Origin of the sequence: uncultured Kriegella sp. (assembly GCF_963975415.1) — a bacterium.
Classification (GTDB): Bacteria; Bacteroidota; Bacteroidia; order Flavobacteriales; family Flavobacteriaceae; genus Kriegella.
In genome coordinates this window covers 47,308-71,354 of the sequence record NZ_CAXBGN010000018.1, presented here as the reverse complement: position 1 = coordinate 71,354, position 24,047 = coordinate 47,308, and the positions used below count along the sequence as shown (strand labels likewise).

Annotated in this window: 19 protein-coding genes; 14 read left to right on the top strand and 5 right to left on the bottom strand. The window is 40.4% G+C overall.

What is annotated here, in order from left to right; all coding sequences use genetic code 11:
- Nucleotides 1-420: 420 nt before the first annotated feature.
- The gene (locus AACZ88_RS23225; protein WP_339715982.1) at nt 421-2,421 is read right to left on the bottom strand and encodes a putative porin; all 2,001 of its coding nucleotides are present in this window, start codon (nt 2,419-2,421) and stop codon (nt 421-423) included.
- A 309-nt stretch (nt 2,422-2,730) separates the two neighbouring features.
- Between AACZ88_RS23225 and AACZ88_RS23220 the strand changes: the two genes are divergently transcribed.
- The 5 genes from AACZ88_RS23220 (at nt 2,731) to AACZ88_RS23200 (ending at nt 9,949) form a co-directional block, all read left to right on the top strand.
- On the top strand, nt 2,731-3,327 hold the full coding sequence (locus AACZ88_RS23220) for a ribonuclease HII (RefSeq protein WP_339715980.1): 597 nt from the start codon (nt 2,731-2,733) through the stop codon (nt 3,325-3,327).
- A 243-nt stretch (nt 3,328-3,570) separates the two neighbouring features.
- Nucleotides 3,571-4,923, top strand: coding sequence for an OmpA family protein (locus AACZ88_RS23215; protein WP_339715977.1), 1,353 nt, complete (start codon nt 3,571-3,573; stop codon nt 4,921-4,923).
- A gap of 41 nt (nt 4,924-4,964) precedes the next feature.
- The gene (locus tag AACZ88_RS23210; RefSeq protein ID WP_339715974.1) at nt 4,965-5,663 is read left to right on the top strand and encodes a hypothetical protein; all 699 of its coding nucleotides are present in this window, start codon (nt 4,965-4,967) and stop codon (nt 5,661-5,663) included.
- An 81-nt stretch (nt 5,664-5,744) separates the two neighbouring features.
- Complete coding sequence (locus tag AACZ88_RS23205; RefSeq protein WP_339715972.1) at nt 5,745-7,052, top strand: S8 family serine peptidase; 1,308 nt, start codon at nt 5,745-5,747, stop codon at nt 7,050-7,052.
- 125 nt (nt 7,053-7,177) lie between these two features.
- Entirely contained in the window at nt 7,178-9,949 is a 2,772-nt protein-coding gene (locus tag AACZ88_RS23200; RefSeq protein ID WP_339715969.1) for a CHAT domain-containing protein, read from the top strand.
- Here the strand turns inward: AACZ88_RS23200 and AACZ88_RS23195 are convergent.
- Both AACZ88_RS23195 and AACZ88_RS23190 read right to left on the bottom strand, forming a co-directional pair.
- A complete protein-coding gene (locus tag AACZ88_RS23195; protein WP_339715966.1) occupies nt 9,921-10,658 on the bottom strand; it encodes a tetratricopeptide repeat protein in 738 nt (245 codons plus the stop codon). The genes AACZ88_RS23200 and AACZ88_RS23195 overlap by 29 nt on opposite strands.
- A 2-nt stretch (nt 10,659-10,660) precedes the next feature.
- Complete coding sequence (locus AACZ88_RS23190) at nt 10,661-11,230, bottom strand: sigma-70 family RNA polymerase sigma factor (protein ID WP_339715963.1); 570 nt, start codon at nt 11,228-11,230, stop codon at nt 10,661-10,663.
- A gap of 367 nt (nt 11,231-11,597) precedes the next feature.
- Between AACZ88_RS23190 and AACZ88_RS23185 the strand changes: the two genes are divergently transcribed.
- From AACZ88_RS23185 to AACZ88_RS23175, 3 genes are all read left to right on the top strand, one after another.
- A complete protein-coding gene (locus tag AACZ88_RS23185) occupies nt 11,598-11,993 on the top strand; it encodes a hypothetical protein (protein ID WP_339715960.1) in 396 nt (131 codons plus the stop codon).
- Nucleotides 11,994-12,107: 114 nt separating this feature from the next.
- Entirely contained in the window at nt 12,108-12,926 is an 819-nt protein-coding gene (locus AACZ88_RS23180) for a hypothetical protein (protein WP_339715957.1), read from the top strand.
- Between the two features lie 156 nt (nt 12,927-13,082).
- Nucleotides 13,083-14,129, top strand: coding sequence for a hypothetical protein (locus AACZ88_RS23175; RefSeq protein ID WP_339715954.1), 1,047 nt, complete (start codon nt 13,083-13,085; stop codon nt 14,127-14,129).
- 28 nt (nt 14,130-14,157) lie between these two features.
- Here the strand turns inward: AACZ88_RS23175 and lipB are convergent, their stop codons facing one another.
- Both lipB and AACZ88_RS23165 read right to left on the bottom strand, forming a co-directional pair.
- Nucleotides 14,158-14,874 carry a lipoyl(octanoyl) transferase LipB gene (gene lipB, locus AACZ88_RS23170; RefSeq protein WP_339715951.1) on the bottom strand — a complete coding sequence of 239 codons (717 nt, stop codon included), beginning with the start codon at nt 14,872-14,874 and terminating at the stop codon, nt 14,158-14,160.
- A gap of 84 nt (nt 14,875-14,958) precedes the next feature.
- On the bottom strand, nt 14,959-15,114 hold the full coding sequence (locus tag AACZ88_RS23165) for a YqaE/Pmp3 family membrane protein (protein ID WP_339715948.1): 156 nt from the start codon (nt 15,112-15,114) through the stop codon (nt 14,959-14,961).
- A 158-nt stretch (nt 15,115-15,272) separates the two neighbouring features.
- Here AACZ88_RS23165 and AACZ88_RS23160 point away from each other — a divergent pair, with 158 nt between their 5' ends.
- The 6 genes from AACZ88_RS23160 to AACZ88_RS23135 all read left to right on the top strand — a co-directional run bounded on the left by AACZ88_RS23160 (nt 15,273) and on the right by AACZ88_RS23135 (nt 24,002).
- Nucleotides 15,273-16,010 carry an SGNH/GDSL hydrolase family protein gene (locus AACZ88_RS23160; protein WP_339715946.1) on the top strand — a complete coding sequence of 246 codons (738 nt, stop codon included), beginning with the start codon at nt 15,273-15,275 and terminating at the stop codon, nt 16,008-16,010.
- 36 nt (nt 16,011-16,046) lie between these two features.
- On the top strand, nt 16,047-17,738 hold the full coding sequence (gene lysS / locus AACZ88_RS23155) for a lysine--tRNA ligase (RefSeq protein ID WP_339715943.1): 1,692 nt from the start codon (nt 16,047-16,049) through the stop codon (nt 17,736-17,738).
- 325 nt (nt 17,739-18,063) lie between these two features.
- Nucleotides 18,064-20,799 carry a PSD1 and planctomycete cytochrome C domain-containing protein gene (locus tag AACZ88_RS23150; RefSeq protein ID WP_339715941.1) on the top strand — a complete coding sequence of 912 codons (2,736 nt, stop codon included), beginning with the start codon at nt 18,064-18,066 and terminating at the stop codon, nt 20,797-20,799.
- A gap of 13 nt (nt 20,800-20,812) precedes the next feature.
- The gene (locus AACZ88_RS23145) at nt 20,813-22,324 is read left to right on the top strand and encodes a DUF1501 domain-containing protein (protein WP_339715938.1); all 1,512 of its coding nucleotides are present in this window, start codon (nt 20,813-20,815) and stop codon (nt 22,322-22,324) included.
- A gap of 56 nt (nt 22,325-22,380) precedes the next feature.
- Nucleotides 22,381-22,584, top strand: coding sequence for a hypothetical protein (locus AACZ88_RS23140; RefSeq protein WP_339715935.1), 204 nt, complete (start codon nt 22,381-22,383; stop codon nt 22,582-22,584).
- Nucleotides 22,585-22,607: 23 nt separating this feature from the next.
- The gene (locus AACZ88_RS23135; protein WP_339715933.1) at nt 22,608-24,002 is read left to right on the top strand and encodes a c-type cytochrome domain-containing protein; all 1,395 of its coding nucleotides are present in this window, start codon (nt 22,608-22,610) and stop codon (nt 24,000-24,002) included.
- The last annotated feature ends 45 nt before the right edge of the window (nt 24,003-24,047 follow it).

Sequence of the window (24,047 nt, the reverse complement as noted above, 5' to 3'; positions counted from 1 at the left end):
GGCTGCAAATCTACAACCTTTTCCCTATTACGCAACTCTTTTTGCAAGGGTTTTTTATGATTTAAAAAAAAGGAATTCTAAGGTACTGAAAATCAAGTGATCCTACAAGGAAAAAAAATAAAAAAAACAATGATTACAAAGCGGTTTCCTTTTAAAAGCAAAACAGCATTCATTTTCCCTAAACTCCCGACTACCATCACTTACACCACAGTAAGAAACTATAAGTTATTGAACCACAAACAAGTAGCTTAAAAAATGAAGGAAGTCCAATTCACAATACTATCTAAGTGAAAGAAAATGTCAGTTAAAGTTGAATTGGGGCGCTAATCACAAAACACCACGGATACGCCTTATACTCCAATGAAACATAGCGGCATTTTGAACAACCTAAACCGATAAAAAGAAGATTAAAGCCGTTTGTCAAGAAAAGAAATTCCAGACCAACCCAAAACGAATAACAAAATCGCGATAGGGATAATTGGGTGCTGAATAGAAATTATAGCTCTTACCGAACGAAGAATTGAAATGCTCGGCTTTTAAATAGATTCGTGTTTGCTGTATTCGCGCATTGATAAAGAAATCAAATAAGGGGAAGCCTCCCAACTTTTCTTCGTTCTGAATATAAAACTCACCCAATACTGGATTATACGCATCTATATTATACGACGTAAAATATTTAAATGTAATGCCGGTCTGCAAGAACATGGCCTTCTTAAATACATCGGAAGAAAAATACAGGGTGTTTCTAGTTACGAACTGAGGTAGGTTCAGAACATTGTGGGCCTGAGAAACATTTTGATACATGAGGGTGTTGTTCAGAGCAAAACTACCGACCTTCAATTCTTTACGATATTGTATTTTCGTGTGATTCAGAATATTTTTTTCTTGAAACGGTTTTATCGCCGATTGTTCTTGATCGCCTTCCTGCAAAATATCGGAGGCCGAAGCGAAGTACGAATAATTACCGACTGTAGTATAATCTAAAGACAAATCACCCCAATCCTCTGAATCAAAATTGACGCGTAATCCGTTTACTTTTTCTTTTTCAAAAGCCGATGTGTTCTGCCAATTATAATTGGCATAATCGCTTTGATACAATAAAAAGTTAAAGTCAGGCATCGACGTAGAGGAATGTACCCCCAGCCTAAACGTGTTCTTTTCATCGAATTTATAAGTAGCCGAGGCATCAAGAATGCTTCCTGTGAGATCCCCGACCAGATTGTACTTAACCCCTCCTTCTATACCCAGTTTACCAAACTGTTTCGAATAACTGCCGCCTAAAGCTATCTCCTCTCCTTTCAGTTGGTTCTGAATACGCTGGGTCGCAGTAACTAAAAGACTATTGAAAAAATAATCGTAATTGTAGAGACTTATATTTCCTTGCAGTCTGCCCAAGGTCAGGTTATTGAATTCTAAACTAAACTCGTTGAACATTGTCTTAAGGTTTGCCTTATCGTCAATACTACTCAAAAGACCATCTCCAAAATAATCGTTTTGCGCACTTTGCTGAAATTGATAATACTTTGTCTCATAACTAAATTTATGCCCAATAGACAACGCTGTTCTTTCTACAGAACTAGAATCTTTTTGGCTTCGAAGCAGTTTGTAACTATGGTCAAGATAGTAACGTTTACCCAAAATTTTGCTCTCGGCATCGGTAAACCTAACATCTACTCTAATTCTGTTGGTAAAATTATCATCTCCGGACTCAAATTGTTCTTCTTTATTAATCAGCCCTCCATTCTCTTCGCTTACGATATCTTGAGCGGCTATATGAGCTCTCAATCGATATCTTCCATCCTTTGTAACGTAATTAGTTGTTGTTCTAAAATTTCCTGATTCGGCTTCATTATATTGATATTTACCCAAAGACCGAAAGCCTTTATAATGAAGTGAAAAATTAAGTCGCTCTGAAGTATTAAAAGTCAACATGGCATCTAATAACTGCCCCTGCTCGAAGGTAGTCTTAAAAAAAAGATCGGTCATCGGCGTAGCTACATTATAATAATCAATACCCTCAATCTCGATATAATTGAAACCCTTCGCCCTTGCTCCTATTTTAGGATACAAACTGAAGCGCTCAAAATCAACGCCCAATTTGGTATATGGTTGCCCGACGTTTGCGAAAGGCATCAATTCAAAATCATCTTTTCGCAGATAGTTATACTTATATTCCTTTTTAATGGTCAAGGTGGTATCTAGAAAGGTAGTGTCACGGGCATGGGAGATAATCTTATAATCTTCGATCGTAACCGTTTTTTCATCTTGACGCATACGCTCACCTTTTGCTACTTGTTCTCGGTTATTTGATTTTTGTTGACCCAAAGAATCTCGATTTCTTTCAGGTGGTCTGGCATCATTTTGGGCGAATATAGCGGAGCTAAAAAAAATGTAAAGAAGAAAAAAGAGGATGTATCTCATTAAAAAAAATAATTGCCCTTCAGGGCATTAAACTAATTACCGGATAGATGCTCTTTTAATTCGCACGTGCCGGCGGGATCAATTCAACCGATGAACCCATTCAGGGCTTCTTCAACCCGAAGCCGGTTCACCTATGTCAAAAAAGGTCAAAGACCGTTACTGAAACGATATCATTAACAAAGGTAATTTTTTTGTTGCTAATGAAATGTGAAAGTTTAACAACAAACCATTAAGTATGCATTCAAGTAACATTAATTGCCGAATTGCACGATTCATATTATCTTGCCAAAGATTAACTTTTTAAGTAGTTTGCTAAAATCATACCACAAATTTGTTGACGAAATTGGCACCGATGAGGCAGGTAGAGGTTGTCTGGCCGGGCCGGTGACCGCTGCCGCCGTATTGTTACCAACCGATTTCTGCAATGAAACACTTAACGATTCAAAGCTACTATCACATAAGAAGCGAATTTATTTAAAGCCACTCATAGAAAAAGAAAGCCTAAGTTTTGGGGTGGCCCACATATTTCCTTCGGAAATAGATAAGATAAATATTCTCAACGCCTCAATAAAGGCCATGCATAAGGCTATAGACCAGTTAAAAGACCCTCCGAAATACATCATTGTTGACGGCAACCGGTTTAAACCTTACCATGATACCTTATATGAGTGCATCATAAAAGGCGACAGCAAATACATGAGCATTGCCGCAGCCTCGGTACTCGCAAAAACACATCGTGATGCGTACATGGAAAAAATACATGAAGAATACCCCATGTACAATTGGAGAAAGAATAAGGGCTACCCTACCCGCGAGCACCGCAATGCCATTCTTGAATACGGGACTACAAAATATCACCGTTTTAGTTTCCGCCTGCTACCGGACCAGTTGTCATTCGATCTTTAGAACGGCACGCATTTAAGTACCACTTATACACAAAAGCTTTCCGATTGTACAAAAATCACATGAATATCAGACCGCATAGATTATTTTTAGTTTAAAGGAAAAACAGCGGTAAGAAAAGGGTTACAGCCTTAGTAATTCCTTTAAAAAAGACTTACAAACGTCTCTTTTATTACCCTATCAAGGATTGAAAATGGTTTCAATCTTTATTGAGTTTTTGTTTCTTTAAAACACAAAATAAATACTATGGAAGCTATTCCCCGCCTCATACGCATTATTGCACCTTTGCTGCTTATGTTCACATTTCTTCCCGCAAACGGCCAATTTTTAAAAAAGCTTGGCAAAAGGGCAGAAAAAGCTGCGGAACGAACTATTGAGCGAAGGGTCGAAAAAGAAACCGCAGAGAAAACGGATCAAGTGCTCGATAGCATTTTAGAACCCGGCCAAAAGAAAGACCCAACTCCCAAAACAGAACAGTCCGACCCTACCCCTCAAGTTAATGGTGCGGCTACAGATTCCGACACTAGAAATCAAAACCAAAACGGAGGAAATTCAGAAATGCAAATCGGTGAGACCGATACAAAATCAATTACCGTATATAGTAAGTTTGATTTTGTACCTGGCGACAAAATATTATTCTTCGAAGATTTCTCCAATGACTTTATTGGTGATTTCCCTTCAAAATGGAATACCAATGGAGGTGGTGAAATTGTAACCATGAACGATTCACCGGAAAAATGGTTCGAATTGATTTCTGGATACGGTCTGTATTTCATTCCAGATGTTCCCGATTTACCCGAGGAATATACGATCGAGTTTGATATCATGGCCGTGGGGCTGGACAATAAAACTTCCTCTACCGCCATATTACGTGTAGCCCTGAGCGATGACAATAAATTTAAGGATGGCGCCAACTTTGTACATGCCCACCTTCCTTTTTGTCAATATTCGGCCATTGGCATTACCATGGCTAACCATATTAATAACAAACGTGAAATATATAGTACAGTCAGAGCCGATCTTCGGGAAGAGGTTTTGAATCGGCCCCATATATCCATTGCCGTGAACAAAGAACGCTTTCGTCTTTGGGTAAATGAAGAGAAGCACATCGACATCCCTAGAATTGTACCTCAAGGCGCTGTATTGAAAACCTTAAAATTCCATATGAATAATTTCAAAGATGCAAAAGAGCGTATCTTCATTACCAATTTAAAGGTAGCGGAAGGAGGTTTAGACTTAAGAAGAACCCTCATATCGGAAGGAAAGGTATCGACCAACGGTATTCTTTTCGATAGCGGTTCTGCCAATATACAACCGCAATCAATGGGCATTATTCGTCAGATTTCACAAGTCTTACAACAGGAGACTGCTATGAAATTGAAAATCGTTGGTCATACGGATGCAGATGGTGAGAATGATGCCAACCTGATACTTTCGAAAAAACGGGCCGATGCCGTCAAAAACGCATTAGTCTCAATCTATTCGATCGGAACGGACAGACTATCAACTGCAGGTAAAGGAGAAACCGAACCCATTGGTGACAATTCAAATGCTGATGGAAAAGCACAAAACAGAAGAGTAGAGTTTATTAAACAGTAATCTAAAATAATTGAAATTAACCTAGTAACTAAAATATGAAAATGAAAAAAATAGCATTGACCGTAATACTATGTACGCTTATCACTTTAAGTATCAACGCCCAGAGTGGTTGTAGTAAATATTACCCGATGGTCGAAGGGGCTTCTTTTCAATACACCATGTATAACAAAAAAGGAAAGACCGATGGCATTACCGATTACAAGATTACCAACGTAACCAATTCTGGTGGCTCTACTTCAGCAACCTTTGATATAAAGTTCACAGACGACAAGGGCAAAGATGTATTTAGCACCAATTATAATATCAACTGTTCGGAAGATGGCATTAAAATAGATTATACATCGCTTTTTCCTTCGGCAATGATGAAGCAATATGAAGATATGGGTGTGGAAATGGACATTAGCGGAACTGACATACAATTACCCAATGACCTCAGCGTAGGCAAAGAATTACAAGATGCGAATGTTTCCGTTTCGATGAACATGAGCGGTATAAAAATGAAAACTACCGTTGATATGATAAATCGAAAAGTCGAAAAAAAAGAAAGCATAACTACGCCCGCCGGCACCTTTGATTGCTATCTGATAACAGAAACCAGCACCTCAAAAACTATGGGAGCAACCATTGAGACCGACAATAAACTTTGGTTGGCCGAAGGCATCGGTATGATCAAGCAAGAATCATACAAAAAAAACGGCAATTTAATGACCCGCATGGAACTAACGAAGTTTAGCAAATAGCCAATTATCATTTCTTTGGCAAAACTCATAATTAAATGGCCTATGGCCATAGATTAAACCCAAGAGCAACAAAATTATATTATGAAAATTAAGATATCGCTCCTATTGTTTTTATGCACTATTCTATTCGTCGCATGTTCTAAATTCAGCCACCATCATGGGCATGATTATGGTGACGATGATGAGAATCAAAACCCACCGGTTACACAAAAGCCACCTATAAAGTTCTCTAAAAACCAAATGATTGTGCGTCTGGAAGGAATGACCCCAGACCAGAAAAATGAGCTAAGAGGCACTGATCCCGGTAGTGACTTCGTACTAGCAGCTCCCCCTGAAACCTGCAGTTGTGGAGATTCAAATATTGAGTTATGGACCATTGATACTACTGCTACCGATAGCGACATTGAAGGTGCAAGAGATCGCCTAAATAGAAATAGTGGCAGAGAAAGAGTCAAAGGTGATATCGATTTTGAAATAACAATTCCAATTGACAAACAGATTACCGACGTTGGTGATGATAATGGTTCGGCGACCCCAAGCATAGATGATGATGTTATCATCGCCATTATCGACACAGGCATAGATTATTATTATGACCAAGTCGATTATGAATATCTAATAGATACGGATGGACTTATATGTGACGAAAGTTATACCGGATGGGACTTCGTTGACAACTCGGATAATCCTATTGACAAACATGGCCATGGTACTTATGTCACTAAAATAATTAGAAATATTCTAGAACCTACCATTGGTTTCAAGATTTTACCTTTAAAAGTTTTTGATTCTTCTGGAAAGGGATCATATTCAAACCTTGTTTGCGCCATGAACTACCTAAATAAGTTCGAAGAAAAAGTGAGAAACATTGATATTGTCAATGCCAGTTTCGGAGGTACTCTGCAAACCGAAGAATTGAATGAACTCATTCTTTTGCCCGAACTCATCGAAAAACTAGGGGATGATACTGTGGTTATTGCGTCAGCCGGTAACGAAGGAGCAGAAGTCGATAGTGGAGACATACGCCATTTTCCTTCGGGTTTTGAATCTAATAACATATTAGCAGTGGGCGGGTACGACCTCGATTCGAGTGGAGCCATTCAAATACACTCGTCTTCCAATCGCGGCACAGGCAGTATAGACCTGGCGACCTTATACGGACCTTACAACCTAGAATTCAATACCGTCTCTACTCCCATTGCCATAGACAATCTTCAGGGCACTTCATATGGCGCAGCCTATGTTTCAGGCATAGCAGCGAAAGAAAAAGGCAACAATAATGGTATAATCGACCTGAAAGGGCATGTTTTAAATTTAACGGTACCCATATCAAGCTTAAACAGCTATATAGCCGAAGGACGGGCATTGGAACAGCCACCTACACCTTAAATTTAAATGAAGATCCCGGTTAAAAAATCGGGATCTTTATTTTATGCAAACCATTTTCACATTTAAGTTGTCATGATAGGTTTGGTCCATTTTGCAGTCCCCATCAATATGAACTATATTTAGTTATGAGACCGATTTTAATACTCTTCCTTTTTCTTGGTTTTTTATGTCAAGCCCAGACTCAGAATCTCCTTAAAATCATAGATTCCGACCTTACCATACAAAACAAGCAACACAGCATCGATTCACTGCTTGCAGCAGATGAAAAAACACTTTCCCCTAAAGATCTGGCAGATCTATATCATAATATGGGAAGTAAATGGTACTATCAAAAATGGCTCGATAATGGCACCGAATCAGACATTTCAAATGCCATCGCCTATACCCAAAAGGCGGTGAAAATAAAAAGAAATATAGACGCTTTACATATAGATTCATTGGGGCAAACGTTGTATAACCTAGGCTTTTTTCAATCAATGAACGATGACTTTTTTCAAGCCATAGAAACCAATTTGAAACTTGCCGACCTAGGTAAAACAGGAGATTTTTATTTGGATGCCAATCAGCAGTTAAGCATGCTTTACCTGACAATAGGTGACTTTTACAAGGCACTGAATCGATTTAATGAATTATTGTTCCTCTACCGTAAGAAGGATAAACTGAATCAAGAGGAACTTTTGAGATTTGCCGACCTGAATCTCCTTATCGCCGAAACGTATGCCGAAATGGGTTACAAAGAAAACTCCAACGAAATTAAAACCAACTTGATACGGGCAGACTCCACCTTAAGTAAAATCAAAGAAGTACCGCTAGTATATCGAAGTAGTATTGACCACACTGAAGGAAATCGCTTGGCCGAAATTGGGAACCATTTGGAAGCTGCGGAGCGTTTTCGCAAAGTCTTGGTAAATGCCCAGTTTTTGGATGCTGAAAATTTGAGTAAAGTTTATAACGGACTAGCTTTATCGGAAATACAGCTCAAGATGTATGATAGCGCCTTGTTCAACCTGAGCAAAGCTATCTCACTTGACCCAGATTATTCATTACCCTATGAAAGTCTTGGAGATTTGTATTTAGCGCAAAACAAATATGAGACAGGGTTAACATCTTACCAAAAAGCCATAGTCTATGCCATCGATAAGACTAGAGCAGTGGATTACGAAGACCTCTTCAGCCTAAAAGATTTGGAACTGGCAACGGAAAAAACCAAGTTACTGAATCATGTTATTTCAAAAGCCAACGGCTGGCTAAGATATTACCATCACGACAATAACAAAAGCCACTTAGTTCAAGCCTTAGAAACCTTTGCCCTAGCCGATCGACTAACAGATATTATTCGTTCTGAAAGCACCGAATACCAATCAAAACTCTTTTGGCGGGAGAAAGGGGCTTCACTCTATATGAATGCGGTAGAAGTTTGTTACCTCTTAGACAGACCAGAAGATGCCTATTATTATTTAGAACGTAACAAAGCACTGTTATTACTAGAGGATGTTTCCAATGAAAAAGCGAAAGATATTGCCCAATTACCCGACTCCGTTGCAAAAAAGGAATTTGATTTAAAACGGGCCATATTCCTATCAGAAAACGAATTACAATTAAATTCATCGAAATCTAGCGATGAAATCGAGATACTCCGGGAAAAGGTTTATGCCAATAAGCGACACTATGACCAATTTAATAAGGCGTTGTCTATCGCTTTTCCAAAATATGCCAATCTTAAAAAGAAAGCAGATATATTACCTTATACCGATTTTAAGAGAACTTATGCCTCCAATGAGGAGGTGGTTTTACAATACATACTTAATGATGAGCAAGGTTACGGACTTCTAAGTTCGACAGAGCGAACAATATTTTTCAAAATTGATGATCCTCACCTGCTCAATGAAAAGATAATCTCGTTATATAAAAAACTAACTGATTTTGTTGCGAGCAAAAAGAAAATCGCCGACTATAACAGACTTTCACACGAAGTTTTTAATGCACTGATTCCCGAGAGGGTTTATCAATCGATCCGCGGGAAAAAAGTGACCATCGTCACAGATTATATTTTACAACAACTACCGTTCGAAGCTTTGGTGGTCAATGTCGATAAGAACAATTATTTGATTGAAGAAGTAGAAACCCGCTATGCCTATTCGATGTCTTATTTGGATATTAAGAAAAATGTTATCCATAATACTGAAAACGAATTACTTGGCATTGCACCCATTCAATTCTCTAACGTAGGCCTCCAAAAACTTGCATTTAGTGGGGCAGAAGTTACGGAAGTCGAAAAAATCTATCCCGGAAATTCATTATTGAACGGCAAAGCAACAAAGTCCGCTCTTTTATCAGCTTTAGAAAATTATAAAATAATTCATTTCTCTACCCACGCCGATGTTGGACAAAATGGCAACCCTTGGATTGCCTTTAGTGACAAAAAATTATTTTTAAACGAAATATACGCCACTAAAAACCAGGCCGATATGGTGGTATTGAGTGCTTGCAATACCTCACTAGGCGAACTTAAAAAAGGCGAGGGTTCCATGAGCTTGGCACGCGGCTTCTTTCATTCCGGGGCAAAAAGTGTAGTAGCCTCGTTATGGACAATTAACGATAAGGCAAGTAAAGATTTAATGGTAGCCTTTTACAAAGGGCTAAACGAAGGTCTGACTAAAGCTGCAGCATTGCGAAAGGCTAAAATTAATTATATAGATACGTATCGGGGGACCATGATATCACCATCGTTTTGGGCAGCCTTAATCGTAATTGGCGACAATACCCCATTAGTGCCCAATAAAGCCCCAACCATTCCTTGGTTCTGGCCTGTTATAGTTATGCTTATTTTAGGTTTTGTGTTTTTTCTATTTTATAATCACAGAAAAGCTAATCTAATTCAAAAAGAAGTTCAGTAGCCTTGTCCTTATTATAATCGTATTTCGAAATAAGTTCGTTCAATTGCTGCTTAGCCTTTTCCTTGCTCTCCTGCTTTATAGCTATGAGTGCCAAATACCAATGAGATTCGGCGGCAAATTCCCCAGTATTGTCAATTACTTTTTGAAAATGTACTTTTGACTTTTCCAATTGGTTTAATTGTAGACAAGATTGCCCCATATAAAAGTCAACGTAGTCATTTCTTTCTTCTTCACTTATTTTCTGAAAACCTTCTAAAGCCTTATGAAAGCTACCTGCCTCATAGGCCATAAACGCATCACCCTCAATCGACTTGACCGATTCTCCCCGCGTTATGGAATATACAGTATTCGGGTATTGTTGAAAATTGTTCTCATAAAGCTCTTCATAGTTCGTTCCGAAGAAGTTATTGAATGCCACCCAACCAAGTCCGACAAAGAGTACAATTGAGGCAGCCATTGCCCATTTCGAATAGTATGGGCGTGAAAAGGTTCTTGCTGGTTTCTCTTGAGAAAAAGCATTCTCAAAGGTTACCAATTTTGCTTTTAGTTCTTTGTTTTCTTTATCATTAATAACTTGTTTCAGATTATTTTGAAAATCAAATTGTTGCTTAAAGTCGCCGTCTGTTTTTAAAAGCTCTTGCAACTGTATATTCTCTTGTTCTGTAAGCTGGTTTGAAAAATATCTATAAAGTAAAAGTTCCTTGTCCATGTCTAAGAGGCATTTGTATTAATACGTTCTCTAAGTGATTTCATACAACGGGACTTAGCCGCTTTTACGACATTCTCACTGTTATAATTTTCTGATTCCATTATTTCTTGAATAGTAAATCCTCTATAATAAAATAAGGTCAGTAATTCTTGACACTTCTTTCCCAAGGAGCTGAAATGCTGCTGCAACAATTGCTGCTCCCGGGTAAGCTCAGGTGCATCGATTTCTAAATGGTCTATAGACGCTGCTTCATCCTTTACAATAGAAAGGTCAAAATTAGACCCAACGGTCTTCTTATTTTTTCTCAGTCTATCAAAAATCAGATATTTGCCGATACTAAACAGATAGGTCGAAATACTGCTGGTAAATCTTTCAATTTTTCCATTCATTATATTATCATAAAAAACAACATAGGCGTCTTGATATACATCGACATTCTCGTCTTCCGACAGGCCGAATCGTTTGGCATAGTTCAAAAACTTACCTCTGTTCTCTTCATATACCCTTTTAAGAACACTATCAGATCCGATGCGTAAATCTTCAAGTGTTACTTCCGCCTGCTCGTTTTGCATTTAATGTAAATCTAATGAGATGGTTAACAGTCAAGAAAGCTAATTTAAGATTTTTTGCATGCCTTCATCCTCGAAATTTAAGATAATTCCAACGAAATCAGCACTTGTAAGACTCCCCCTTCTTTATTCCCATAAGCTTTGCTCCTCCCTGAACATATACTTTTTCCGTTAAAAAAATTAAAGCAGGACGTTAACCAATCAAAATAACATTCATAAAAGGGCAAACCTAAAATTAAACATTATGGACACTTATGAAACTCTCGAAATTATTAAGTACGTGTTATTAGTGGCATTCACGGGAACTGTCACCCTCCTCTTTTTTTTTATTACCCCCTAAATTAACCATAACCCTTGTAAATTATAGAAGATGAAATTAAGCACAACCCTATTTACTTTCTGTTTGACAATCAGTTTTCTGGCCTGTTCGGGTCAAACAAACCATGAGAATCAAAATAAATCCGCCGATGCGGAAAATATAAAGTCCGACACCAACAAATCAATAAATCTAATGGATGAACAGGTCAAAATACTCAACCAAGTTTTCACAATCGGCGGGGCTGGAGATGAAAACCCTCTTGGTGGGGCTACCAATTATCTTGAACTTCTAAACCAACTGGAAGGTTCTGAAGAACTAAAAGAGCAAGCTCGAAAAACATATGACTTGTACAATACGAGCTTAGACCCTAAAAAAAAGGAAGAACTAAGACTAAAAATCAGCAAAATGCTGGAGGAGGCGATGGCAAAAAGCCAGCGCGACCAGTGAAGTAAATAAATTCACAAAATCTAACAGTATCTCCACCTCAACTTTTTTTCCTTCAGCGTTAACCTATTTTTCGCTTTTCCATTAAATGAAAAATAATCTTTAAACTATTTGATTATGAGAACTTCATTGAAAATATTCACTTATTCTATTGTCACATTGGCCTTGATAACCTTAACCTCTTGCCAAAAAGATAATTTGAACGAAGCCCTAATACCGCAAACTGTTCAGAATGGCAATACGGCCTCGGGCATCAAAGGGAATGATGGCCAGAATGGCGCCCAAGGGGCTGCCGGTGAAGATGGCAAAGACGGTGTTGACGGCGCTACGGGACCAACGGGTCCACAGGGAGAAACTGGTGCCACAGGACCACAGGGTGAAACAGGACCAGCAGGCCCTAAAGGGGATACCGGCGATACAGGGCCACAAGGTGAAACAGGTCCGGCAGGACCACAGGGCGAGCCGGGAACCAATGGAGAAGATGGCAATGCCAATGTACAGTCTATTACGTATGACCTTACTGCTGTGACTTCATCATACTACGGTTTTGACATTCCAGAAGTTACCGCAGATGTATTGAGAAATGATGCAATTCTGACGTATTTACAATTTTCCGAACCCTTGTTATTTACCTATCCACTACCTAGTAAAGTGATGATCGGATTCGGTGGTGACCGCTACCTTAATTCAGACGTCAGTATAGTTTTCTCCGTAGGCAGAGGAAACATTTCATTTAGAGAAATTGGGAGCACTTTTAACATTCCGAATAGTGCTATTCGGGCTGGAGATTTAAAACGATTACGCATACTGATTATTGAATCTACCGGAAGTATCGCACGCAAAGGAACCCAACTAAGTGTACGGCAAGAATTAGAAGCAGCAGGCATAGACATCAATAACTACGACGAGGTAGCCCGCTATTACCAATTGAATTGACCTTCGAACGCTATAGAAAGTAAAAAACCGAGAAACTACAACTCGGTTTTTTAATGCCTGAAAGTTAACCTTGTTGGTTTGCATCCATAAAAGGGTAGAACAAATTATTCACTTAAAATCCATAAATCATGAAAACACTTAGTTTTTTTAGCGATTATGAGTCTTTCGGTGATCTTTTGGTCATGTAATAAAGATGACCCATACTTTCCCGAAGACCATCAAGAGACCACGACCCAAGCCGTCAATTTTAGATATACATTGCAAAAATGCACGGTGGAATCACAAGTTGAACGAAAAACCGCACCCTTCGAACAACTACATTCAAATTCCGTTGTGTATTTCAAGGAGCTTTATTGGAGCATTACTTACCGAATCGAAGTTGCCGATGACGGTTGGGAATCAGCACGTTCAGAAGTATGGATAAGTAAGAATGGTAAAGATTGGAAACTGTACGCTTCTCCACAATTTTCAGGCAGATTTGGCCATTCCCTTGTGGTTTATGATAATAAGATTTGGATGATTGGCGGTGCGAGTCCAGTAGACGCACTTCCTGAACTCTCAGCGGAGGTATGGTATTCGGGAAATGGGGTGAACTGGATTCAAATCAACAATGCACCCTTTCTACCCGACCAGACAAGTGGCGCCGTGGTCTTTCAAAACAGAATATTTGTGTTTGAATATGGGCTTTATGAAAATAGGGAGGCGCAAAGAGTTTTTTCATCGATTGATGGAAGCAATTGGACCTTGGTCAATAATAACGCTTTCCCATCTGCGAGCGAGGGAAAGGCAATCGTATTCAATAAACATATCTATTTTATTGCAGGTCGCAATTTCGATACTGGAATCTCTGATAAAATTTGGAAAAGTTCAAATGGCCAAAACTGGGAGCTGGTTGAAACCAGAACCTCGGGATGCGTTCGATCAGATTTCCTTCCGCGATATGGGCACGCCATGGTCGTTCATAATGAGCAAGTTTGGCTTATTGGTGGAAAAACCACTGATGGCATACAAAATGATATATGGTATTCGAAGGATATGGTCAATTGGCAAGGGGTTTATGCCAATCCTCGAATTCCCAGCCTATTCGACCATACTTTGATACGTACGAATAATAACATTCTTATACTTGGAGGACAATCGCAAACAGATCCTTTACTTGCTGCCAATCCATTCGAACAAATATGGAGTTTGACTACTAATTAAAGAATCTCCAAACTACAATCAACCGGGGCTACACCTCGGTTTTTTGTTTTATGACTTCCGCTTCAAAAAGCACTGCGAAGTGTTTTAATAGTTTTTCCTTCACCTCATCAACATGTACCACTTCTTTGCCCAACTCTACATTCAAAGCGGTTACCGCTTTGTCTTTTATTCCACAGGGAATCATTAAATCGAAATACCCAAGATTGGTATTTATGTTCAGTGCAAAACCGTGCATAGTAACCCATCGACTGGCACGAACGCCCATCGCACAAATCTTACGCGCAAAGGGTGTGCCGACATCTAACCAAACACCGGTTTCCCCTTTTGAGCGTTCGGCCTTAAGTCCGTACTCTGCCAAGGTCAGGATCACCATTTCCTCTAGAAGCCTTAGGTATTTATGTATATCGGTGAAAAAATTGTCAAGATCCAATATCGGATATCCTACAATCTGCCCCGGACCATGATAGGTAATATCCCCGCCTCGGTTGATTTTATAAAACTTTGCTCCTTTTTTGGAGAGCTCATCTTCGGTTACCAAAAGATTTTCAAAATCTCCGCTTTTACCTAACGTATACACATGGGGGTGTTCTACAAAGAGCAAATGATTCGGGGTTTCTTTTTGTTCACTTTCCCTTCGGTTCTTAATCTTAAGATCTACGGTCCGCTGAAATAATTCTTCTTGAAAGTCCCAGGTTTCTTTATAATCTTTAAGTCCGAGATCTTGTATGTCTACCCTTTTGTTCATTGGTACAAAGATATAAAATTGCCAACGCACGAATTACCTTCCAACTAAGATGGGCAATTACTTTTAAAACTGGTTTAGGGCGGACTAATTCGGATTGTTTAAAATAATCAATGCCGCAATGACACCGGGAACCCATCCACAGAGCGTCAAGAGAAATACTATTATAAAAGAGCCACAACCTTTTCCGATGACCGACAAGGGCGGAAAAATAATGGCCAACAAAACACGTAAGCAACCCATTTTTGATTTTTTTGATTTTTTTGATTGATGTAACCGATAAGACGCAAAAATCTATATTTTGTTACATTTATTTTAACTTGGAATAAAGATTTTAGCCGAGCACCAAACCTTAGCATGATAAACCTCGTATCTATAGTATGCGAACAACCCAATTTTTTATGTCAATCACTAACATACTTGCGCTCACCTTTATTTTATTTGCCTGTAGCAAAGGTGAAGATTCACCCCTAATGGCCACCGAAAACCTTAATAACATACAGCAAGAACCTCAAGATACAGATACAAAGCGAGAAAAGTATAATTATCTTGCCCTAGGCGATAGTTATACTGTCGGCCAAAACGTTGATGCCTCGGAAAGTTTTCCCAAACAGTTGGAGAAGTCGTTAGAAAAAAATCTTAATGCCAAGATAAATACCGATATTGTAGCTACTACGGGCTGGCGCACCGACAACCTCATCGACGGTATTGAGAACAGTTCTTTAAACCCATTATATGATTTTGTTACCCTACTGATAGGGGTAAACAATCAATACCAAGGTCAACCATTCTCGCAATATGAGGAAGAGTTCCCGAAATTATTAGATCAAGCCATTGCGTTTGCGGGCAATGACCCCAACAAAGTAATCGTGATATCAATTCCCGATTACGGCTACACCCCTTTTGGAGAAAATAACGGTATGCAAACAATATCAAAAGACATAGATGCCTATAATGCTTTTGCCGAGAGCACGGCCAGTCTTAGGAACGTCACTTATGTTTATATCACCGATATTTCCCGTCAGGGACTTGACCAACCCGAACTGGTCGCAGACGACGGGCTCCACCCTTCCGGCAAGGCTTATAAAATGTTCGTCGATCGAATAGCTCCTTTTATTGTTTCTGCGTTGAAAGATTAGTTCAGACTCGCTATATTTGCAGCCTTAATAACGAATATGCAACTTTCCGAGCAAGAAATCATCCGAAGGGAAAAACTGACCCAGCTAAGAGCACTGGGCATTGACCCTTATCCAGCCGCATTATTTCCGGTGGACACCACTACTAGTACGATTAAAAAAAATTATACCGAAGGAAAAAAAGTAATTATTTCTGGTAGGTTAATGTCACGAAGAATACAAGGTAAAGCTTCCTTTGCCGAACTTCAAGACAGCGAGGGTAGAATTCAGGTCTATTTCAATCGTGATGAAATCTGCACGGGAGAAGACAAATCACTGTATAACGAAGTCTATAAAAAATTACTGGATATAGGAGACATCATCGGTATCGAAGGCGTTCTGTTTACAACGCAGGTCGGGGAGAAAACGGTAATGGTCAAGAACTTTTCGTTATTGAGCAAATCGCTTCGTCCGCTCCCCTTACCAAAAAAAGATGCCGAAGGCAAAGTTTTTGACGAGTTCAATGATCCCGAACAACGTTATCGCCAACGTTATGTTGATTTAGTGGTCAATCCGAAAGTAAAGGATACCTTTATCAAACGGACTAAAATTACGAACAGCATACGTCAATTTTATAATGAAAAGGGTTATCTCGAAGTAGAAACTCCTATTTTACAACCAATTCCGGGTGGTGCCGCGGCACGTCCCTTTTTGACGCATCACAATGCATTGAATATTCCCTTGTATTTACGTATTGCCAATGAATTGTATTTGAAACGTTTAATCGTAGGCGGGTTTGACGGTGTTTACGAATTTTCTAAAGATTTTCGCAATGAAGGTATGGATCGTACCCATAACCCTGAGTTTACGGTTATGGAACTCTATGTTGCGTATAAAGATTACAATTGGATGATGGATACCACGGAGCAATTGCTCGAGAAGGTAGCCATTGATGCCAATGGCACTTCAAAAGTTACTGTGGGTAAAAATGAAATTGAGTTTAAGGCCCCATATGCCCGTGTACCCATATTAGAAGCCATTAAGATTCATACGGGCTTCGACGTTGCAGGCATGGGCGAACAAGAATTACGTGAAACAGCAAAAAAATTGGGCCTAGATGTTGATGACACTATGGGCGTTGGCAAACTTATCGACGAAATTTTCGGTGAGAAATGCGAGCACCATTATGTGCAGCCCACATTTATCACCGACTACCCAAAAGAGATGAGCCCGCTGACCAAAGAACACAGAACCAACCCGGCTTTGACCGAACGTTTTGAATTGATGGTCAATGGCAAAGAATTGGCAAACGCCTATTCAGAGCTTAATGACCCTATTGACCAACGCGAGCGTTTTGAGGAGCAATTGAAACTCTCGGAAAAGGGCGATGACGAGGCCATGTTTATCGATAACGATTTTTTACGTGCCCTGGAATACGGAATGCCACCTACTTCGGGTATCGGAATCGGAATCGACCGGTTAGTTATGCTTATGACCAACAATGCCTCGATACAAGAAGTTTTATTCTTCCCGCAGATGCGACCTGAAAAGAAACAGGTAGAACTTTCAGAAGAAGAGAAAGCTATTGTTCAACTCTTAAAACCAACGGGCAAAATGGAATTGAACGAACTAAAAGGAAAAGCGGGACTTAGCGGCAAAAAATGGGACAAATCGATGAAGGCCCTTGCGAATCATGGCTTGGTAAAAGTTACAGTCGACGGACCAAATAAACAGGTCGAGTTAAAAGCTTAGACGACATCTACATTATTCTATTTCAAAGGAGCTTTTTAAGCTCCTTTTTTATTTTTGTTCCACATAGAAACGCCTAGTTTACCAAAATCGCGCAAAGCAAAGTTCTTCAATGCATACATTCCGCTTGAACAAATTAAATGTTAAATAGTGATGGTATTGCAAATTAATAGCGGCCTTCTTATGCTATTATCTATATTTTAACAAAATTTAGCTATTTTAACTTTGAGTAATAGTTCATAATATTGCACAATTTCATAAATTGAAAAGTTGATTGTATGATTCGCTATTTTGATTAATGGGAAGGAATAAAGCAGAAGATAAATAAATGAAAAAGAACTTTTTTAAAAAGCTTTGGCAGCTAGGTATTGCGGCAATGGTCTTATTCATTAGCGCATGCCAACCCTCGGATAAGGTCGATTTCAGCACTCAGATCAAGCCAATACTCAACAAAAACTGTATCACCTGCCATGGGGGGGTAAAGAAAAACGGGGGATTCAGCCTGTTGTTTGAAGAGGAAGCCTTTGTCAATACGGAATCTGGCAAACCCGCCATTATTCCCGGTGATGCTGCTGGAAGCGAAATGATCAAAAGACTGCACGAAGAAGACCCTGAACTGCGTATGCCCTACGAAAAACCCAAACTTTCAACTGAAGAAATTGAACTATTGACGCGCTGGGTAGACCAAGGCGCCGAATGGGGCGAACATTGGGCCTATTCACTTCCGGAAGAAGTGATTGTGCCTGCGGTAACGGACGAGGCCGGATTTTCGTCAAAAGAATCATCGGAATTTATAAAGAACGGAATAGATAATTTTGTTTTAGCCCGATTAGACGGGGAAGAACTAACACCCAACCCTCCCGCAGCACAAAACATCATAGCTCGCAGACTGGCCCTTGACCTCGTCGGTTTACCACCGAGTCCTGAGCTTTTACAACGATTTGAATCGAACGATATCTCTTATGAAGTTTTGGTCGATACGCTATTAGCTCAAAAAACCTATGGCGAAAAATGGGCGACTTGGTGGCTCGATCTGGCGCGCTACGCAGACTCCAAAGGTTATGAAAAAGATATGGGGCGGTCGATCTGGAAGTATCGCGATTGGGTCATCGACGCCTTCAATAAAGATATTCCGTACGACCAGTTTACCATCGAGCAATTGGCGGGCGACCTATTGCCGCAGCCCACGACCGACCAATTAATCGCTACGGCTTTCCACAGAAACACCATGAACAATGACGAAGGGGGCACCGACGATGAAGAGTTTCGCGTGGCCACCGTCATGGATCGAATAAACACTACTTTTTCGGTATGGCAAAGCACCACCATGGAATGTGTGCAATGTCATAGCCACCCTTACGACCCTTTTAAATTCGAGGAATATTACAAATTGATGGCTTTCTTCAATAACTCAAGAGATGAAGACACCCCCAATGAATCACCCATCCTAAAGTTCTACACGCCCGAACAGCAGCAAAAAGTAGACAAGATCCTTGAATGGACCGCAAAACATGGTAGCGAAAAATCGTTTACGGCCTTGAAAAATTTTATGCAATTCACTGAGCCGGTGTACAAATCTCACTTTTTTAAACAGTTTGATAATGCCGTCTATGACGATCACGCCTCCGTGGTATTTTGGGACGATGGCAATCTTATCATTGACAATGCCTATACAAACGAAGCCAGTTACGTATACCTGAATTATCGCTCTCACTATAACGGCACGAAGATGATTATTCGGGAAAGGGATGCCAATGGCCCTATTTTAGGAGAATTTACGATTGATAAAACCAAAAACAATACCACGGCACAGTTCCCAATCAGAAAAATTGTGGAAAAGACCGATCTCTATATCGAGACCCAGAACAATGCAGCCTCCAAAGAGGCCAATATTCTTAACTTATATTGGGTCGGTTTTGTCGATGATATACCGGCAGCCGATCAGCTTGGATGGGCTGCGGTAAACGCTGCATTTCTAGAACTCTTGAATGCGAACACCGAAACGGTGCCGATTATGGCAGAGAATCCGGAGTATATGCAACGTACCACACAGATTTTTGATCGTGGTGGCTGGATGTCTAAAACCGATACCGTAAAAGCCGGGACTCCGGAAAGCTTGAACCAATGGAACGGCGACTGGCCCGATAATCGCTTAGGACTTTCAAAATGGATCGTAGACAAAAAGAATCCGCTTACGGCCCGCACATTGGTCAATCGGGTATGGCACCAAATCTTTGGCAGAGGTCTGGTTTCCACTGTCGAAGATATTGGATCTCAGTCAGAACCACCATCACACCCCGATATGCTTGACTGGCTTTCTTTGCGTTTTATGAACGAACACAATTGGAGCGTCAAAGCGCTTATAAAAGAAATTGTATTATCGGGCACGTATCGACAAAGTTCGGAGAGTACCCCCGAAATTTACCAAATTGATCCCGAAAACGAACTGTTGGCCCGAGGGCCCAGAATACGGTTGGGCGCCGAACAGATTCGTGACCAGGCTTTGGCCGTATCCGGACTTTTAAGCGAGAAAATGTATGGACCAGGTGTTATGCCCCCACAGCCCGATGGGGTTTGGCAAACAGTGTACAACGGCGCCAAATGGGAAGAAAGCACAGGAGAGGATAGATACAGAAGGGGCGTTTACACTTATTTAAAGCGTACTAGCCCATATCCTTCGTTTCTGACCTTCGATGCTGGTAGCCGTGAAGTCTGCACCATTCGAAGAACAGTGACGAACACACCCTTACAGGCTTTGGTGACCTTGAACGACCCGGTCTATCTCGAGGCATCGTATCAATTGGCCAAAAACAATCAAATGATCGGCGATATTGAAAAAAGTATCGAGAAGACCTACGAAAGAGCTACGCTAACCGAAATCGAACCTGGCACTTTAGAGGCCCTGAAGGAGCTTTACCATAATTCATTGATTACGTTTACCGAAAATGCCGAGGCACCTGAAATGTTCTTGCATTTTGAAGATAAACCAACCCCTGAATTAGGTGCTTTGACCGTGGTGGCCAACGCCATTCTGAATTTGGATGAGTTTTTAACGAAAGCCTAAAAAAGAAACCAACGTGAAAGACATTGTAGAAAGACTGATTCAAGAAAAACTGGCCCGCGAAGCTCAGGAAAAGACGCGAAGACACTTTATTAAATCCTGCGCCCAAGGTATGGGCGGTCTTGCGTTGAGTTCCATTTTTATGGGCTGTGATCCTTTAGGTAAAGCCGCACCAAAAAAACAAATGGCGTTTTCGGAACGCGATTTAAATCCGTTATCCACCCTGGCACCACATTATGGACCTAAGGTGAAATCGGTCATTTACCTACACATGGCCGGTGCCCCTTCACAACTGGAGATGTTCGATTACAAACCAACACTCCAAAAACTTGATGGGCAAGATTGTCCGCAATCACTGTTGGAAGGTAAGAAATTCGCGTTTATCAAAGGAACGCCCAAATTGATGGGACCCCAGGCCAAATTCGAACAAGAAGGAGATTCAGGAAACTATGTATCGGACTTTCTTCCACACTTCAAAAAAGTTGTAGATGAGGTCGCTTTTTTAAAAGCAGTGAATACAGATCAATTCAATCACGGTCCTGCCCAATTGTTTATGCATACGGGAAGCCCGCGATTGGGCCGACCAAGTATCGGGGCTTGGGCCACGTATGGTCTTGGATCTGAAAACCAGAACCTTCCGGGCTTTGTGGTTCTTACTTCGGGAGGTAATTCTCCCGATGCGGGCAAGAGTGTTTGGGGCAGCGGTTTTCTACCCTCGGTATATCAAGGGGTGCAATGTAGGTCAAAAGGCGACCCAGTGCTTTACATCGAAGATCCTGAGGGTATTACGCGTGATTTAAAGAAAAGTACCATTGAAGCGATCAACAAGATCAATAAGGAGGAGTACGCCAAATATGCCGATCCCGAAATTTTGGCACGTATCAATCAATACGAAATGGCATACCGAATGCAGATAGCCGTACCGGAAGTCATGAATATCAACAATGAACCAGAAAATGTAAAGGAAATGTACGGTGTAGAGCCAGGCAAAGAATCGTTCGCCAACAACTGTCTTCTAGCAAGAAAACTGGTCGAAGATGGGGTGCGCTTTGTGCAACTTTTCGATTGGGGCTGGGATAGTCATGGAACCGGACATGATACTGCAGTAGATTTAGGGTTGCGCAACAAATGCCGTGAAATAGATCGCCCAATTGCAGCCTTGATCTTAGACTTGAAGCAACGTGGCCTGCTCGATGAAACCTTAATCGTTTGGGGCGGAGAGTTCGGCAGAACACCGATGCAAGAAAACAGGGGAAATAAAAAAATGGGGTATAAGGGCCGCGACCATCACGGCGACGCCTTTACCATGTGGATGGCCGGGGGAGGCATCAAAAAAGGAGCTTCCCATGGCCAAACCGACGATATCGGCTTCTCAGGGGTTGAAGGACGCGTTTCTGTTCACGACATTCATGCTACGATTCTTCATCTTCTCGGTTTTGATCATGAGCAATTTACGTTTGACTTTCAAGGGAGACCCTTCCGATTGACAGATGTAGAAGGCCACATTATAAAGGAAATACTGGCATAAAATCTCCAAATCCCAAAAAGGAAACTTTTAAAACAATCAACCCGACGAACCAACCAATGATATTATTTTACACCTTATTCTTAGTCGCCAACATACGTTATTTTTTTTCGCATAAACCGCATTACGACCAGAGGGCAGTTACCATTACCACCGAATTCGGCCCACCAAATTATCTACCGACATTACGCTATATACAAGTTCATGTGGCCGACCAATGGAAGGCCAATGTCTATATGATGAAGGCGATAAAAAACGGATGAACATTGACTAAAAGGAACTTTTTATGGACGTTTTAAAACAATTGCTGGGGCGTTTGCATCCTCTCTTTGTTCATTTGCCTATTGGCTTTATCATTTTAGGATTGCTGCTACAATGGTACGACCGTAAAAAAAAGGAGTACCCTTTCGTAATTGGGTTCATTTTTCTTTGGGGTGCGATTACTGCGGTCTTGGCCTGTATTACAGGATATCTACAGTATTTGGGAGAAGGGTACGCTTTTGATACGATTAAATTCCATCTTTGGTCAGGGATTGCTACCGCGGTTTTCTGCTTCTTGATGTACCTGCGCATCAAGAAACCTAAAAATATCGAACTATTCAAACGTATGCCTGTAGCCGCTTTTTCAGTAGTGCTATTGGTCATGATTTCTTTAACAGGACATTTGGGTGGAGATATCACCCATGGTAAAGGGTACTTGACCGAACCACTTCCGAATTCGATAAAATTGGCTTTGGGTATCGCTACCTTTCAAGAAAAAGAAATCGCATTGAACGATGAAAATTGGCAAGAAGCACAATTATATGCCGATATCATTGATCCAATTTTGAACAACAAATGTGCTAGCTGCCACAATCCTAAAAAAAACAAAGGTGAGCTCGAACTGCATTCCCCGGAAGGCATTCTTAAAGGAGGTGAAAATGGGGAAATCATCGAAACAAACAATTCAGGGGAGAGTCCTCTTTATACGCGATTGGTATTACCCCAAGATGACGAAGACCACATGCCACCAAAAGAGAAGACTCAACCAACCAAGGAAGAAATAGCCCTTGTTAAAACATGGATCGACCTAGGTAACCCGTTTGAGGGCTCCATTGGTGAATTAGGAATTGAAAAAAGCTTGCTCCTTTCTTTTTTTCCGAAGAAACACGATTACGATTATCCCGACGTAGCAATCGCTGCCGCTTCACAAGACAGTATAAATAACATCAAATCAAAAGGCATACACGTACAAAATATCAGTAAAGCTTCTAACTTTCTTCGAGTGACGTGCATCAACAAACCCTCATTTGGCGATAACGACTTTCAACTATTAAAACCGTTAGGCCAACAAATTGCTGTTTTAGACCTTGGTGGCACCCAAGTAACCGATGCTATTTTTGAAAAATTGGCGACACTTAAAAATCTAACCGTTCTGAAATTGGACAATACAGCAATAACCGGGGTAGGTATTGAAAAATTGAGTCAACTCGAAAATTTAAAATCAATCAACTTAGCTGCAACAAAATTTGAGGAGAACCAGTTGCAAAAGCTTGCTCAATTCAAAAAGCTACAAGTTGTTTACCTATTCAACAGCGGTTTAAAAAAATCTGGAGTTCAAAACCTCAACAATGGCAAAATTAGTATTGATTATGGTAATTACGAGTTGCCTCTTATTCCATCAGACTCTATAATTTATTAATTTTCAGAACCAAAAGAAAAAACATAGATTAGGGGCTCCAACCGA

Coding starts and splice junctions, on each gene's coding strand:
- lipB (WP_339715951.1), bottom strand. CDS start 14,874: ATGAACAAAAGGGTAGACATACAAGATCTCGGACTTAAAGATTATAAA.
- AACZ88_RS23200 (WP_339715969.1), top strand. CDS start 7,178: ATGAGACCGATTTTAATACTCTTCCTTTTTCTTGGTTTTTTATGTCAA.
- AACZ88_RS23165 (WP_339715948.1), bottom strand. CDS start 15,114: ATGGGTTGCTTACGTGTTTTGTTGGCCATTATTTTTCCGCCCTTGTCG.
- AACZ88_RS23175 (WP_339715954.1), top strand. CDS start 13,083: ATGAGTCTTTCGGTGATCTTTTGGTCATGTAATAAAGATGACCCATAC.
- AACZ88_RS23215 (WP_339715977.1), top strand. CDS start 3,571: ATGGAAGCTATTCCCCGCCTCATACGCATTATTGCACCTTTGCTGCTT.
- AACZ88_RS23225 (WP_339715982.1), bottom strand. CDS start 2,421: ATGAGATACATCCTCTTTTTTCTTCTTTACATTTTTTTTAGCTCCGCT.
- AACZ88_RS23150 (WP_339715941.1), top strand. CDS start 18,064: ATGAAAAAGAACTTTTTTAAAAAGCTTTGGCAGCTAGGTATTGCGGCA.
- AACZ88_RS23180 (WP_339715957.1), top strand. CDS start 12,108: ATGAGAACTTCATTGAAAATATTCACTTATTCTATTGTCACATTGGCC.
- AACZ88_RS23210 (WP_339715974.1), top strand. CDS start 4,965: ATGAAAAAAATAGCATTGACCGTAATACTATGTACGCTTATCACTTTA.
- AACZ88_RS23205 (WP_339715972.1), top strand. CDS start 5,745: ATGAAAATTAAGATATCGCTCCTATTGTTTTTATGCACTATTCTATTC.
- AACZ88_RS23185 (WP_339715960.1), top strand. CDS start 11,598: ATGAAATTAAGCACAACCCTATTTACTTTCTGTTTGACAATCAGTTTT.
- lysS (WP_339715943.1), top strand. CDS start 16,047: ATGCAACTTTCCGAGCAAGAAATCATCCGAAGGGAAAAACTGACCCAG.
- AACZ88_RS23140 (WP_339715935.1), top strand. CDS start 22,381: ATGATATTATTTTACACCTTATTCTTAGTCGCCAACATACGTTATTTT.
- AACZ88_RS23135 (WP_339715933.1), top strand. CDS start 22,608: ATGGACGTTTTAAAACAATTGCTGGGGCGTTTGCATCCTCTCTTTGTT.
- AACZ88_RS23160 (WP_339715946.1), top strand. CDS start 15,273: ATGTCAATCACTAACATACTTGCGCTCACCTTTATTTTATTTGCCTGT.
- AACZ88_RS23195 (WP_339715966.1), bottom strand. CDS start 10,658: ATGGACAAGGAACTTTTACTTTATAGATATTTTTCAAACCAGCTTACA.
- AACZ88_RS23190 (WP_339715963.1), bottom strand. CDS start 11,230: ATGCAAAACGAGCAGGCGGAAGTAACACTTGAAGATTTACGCATCGGA.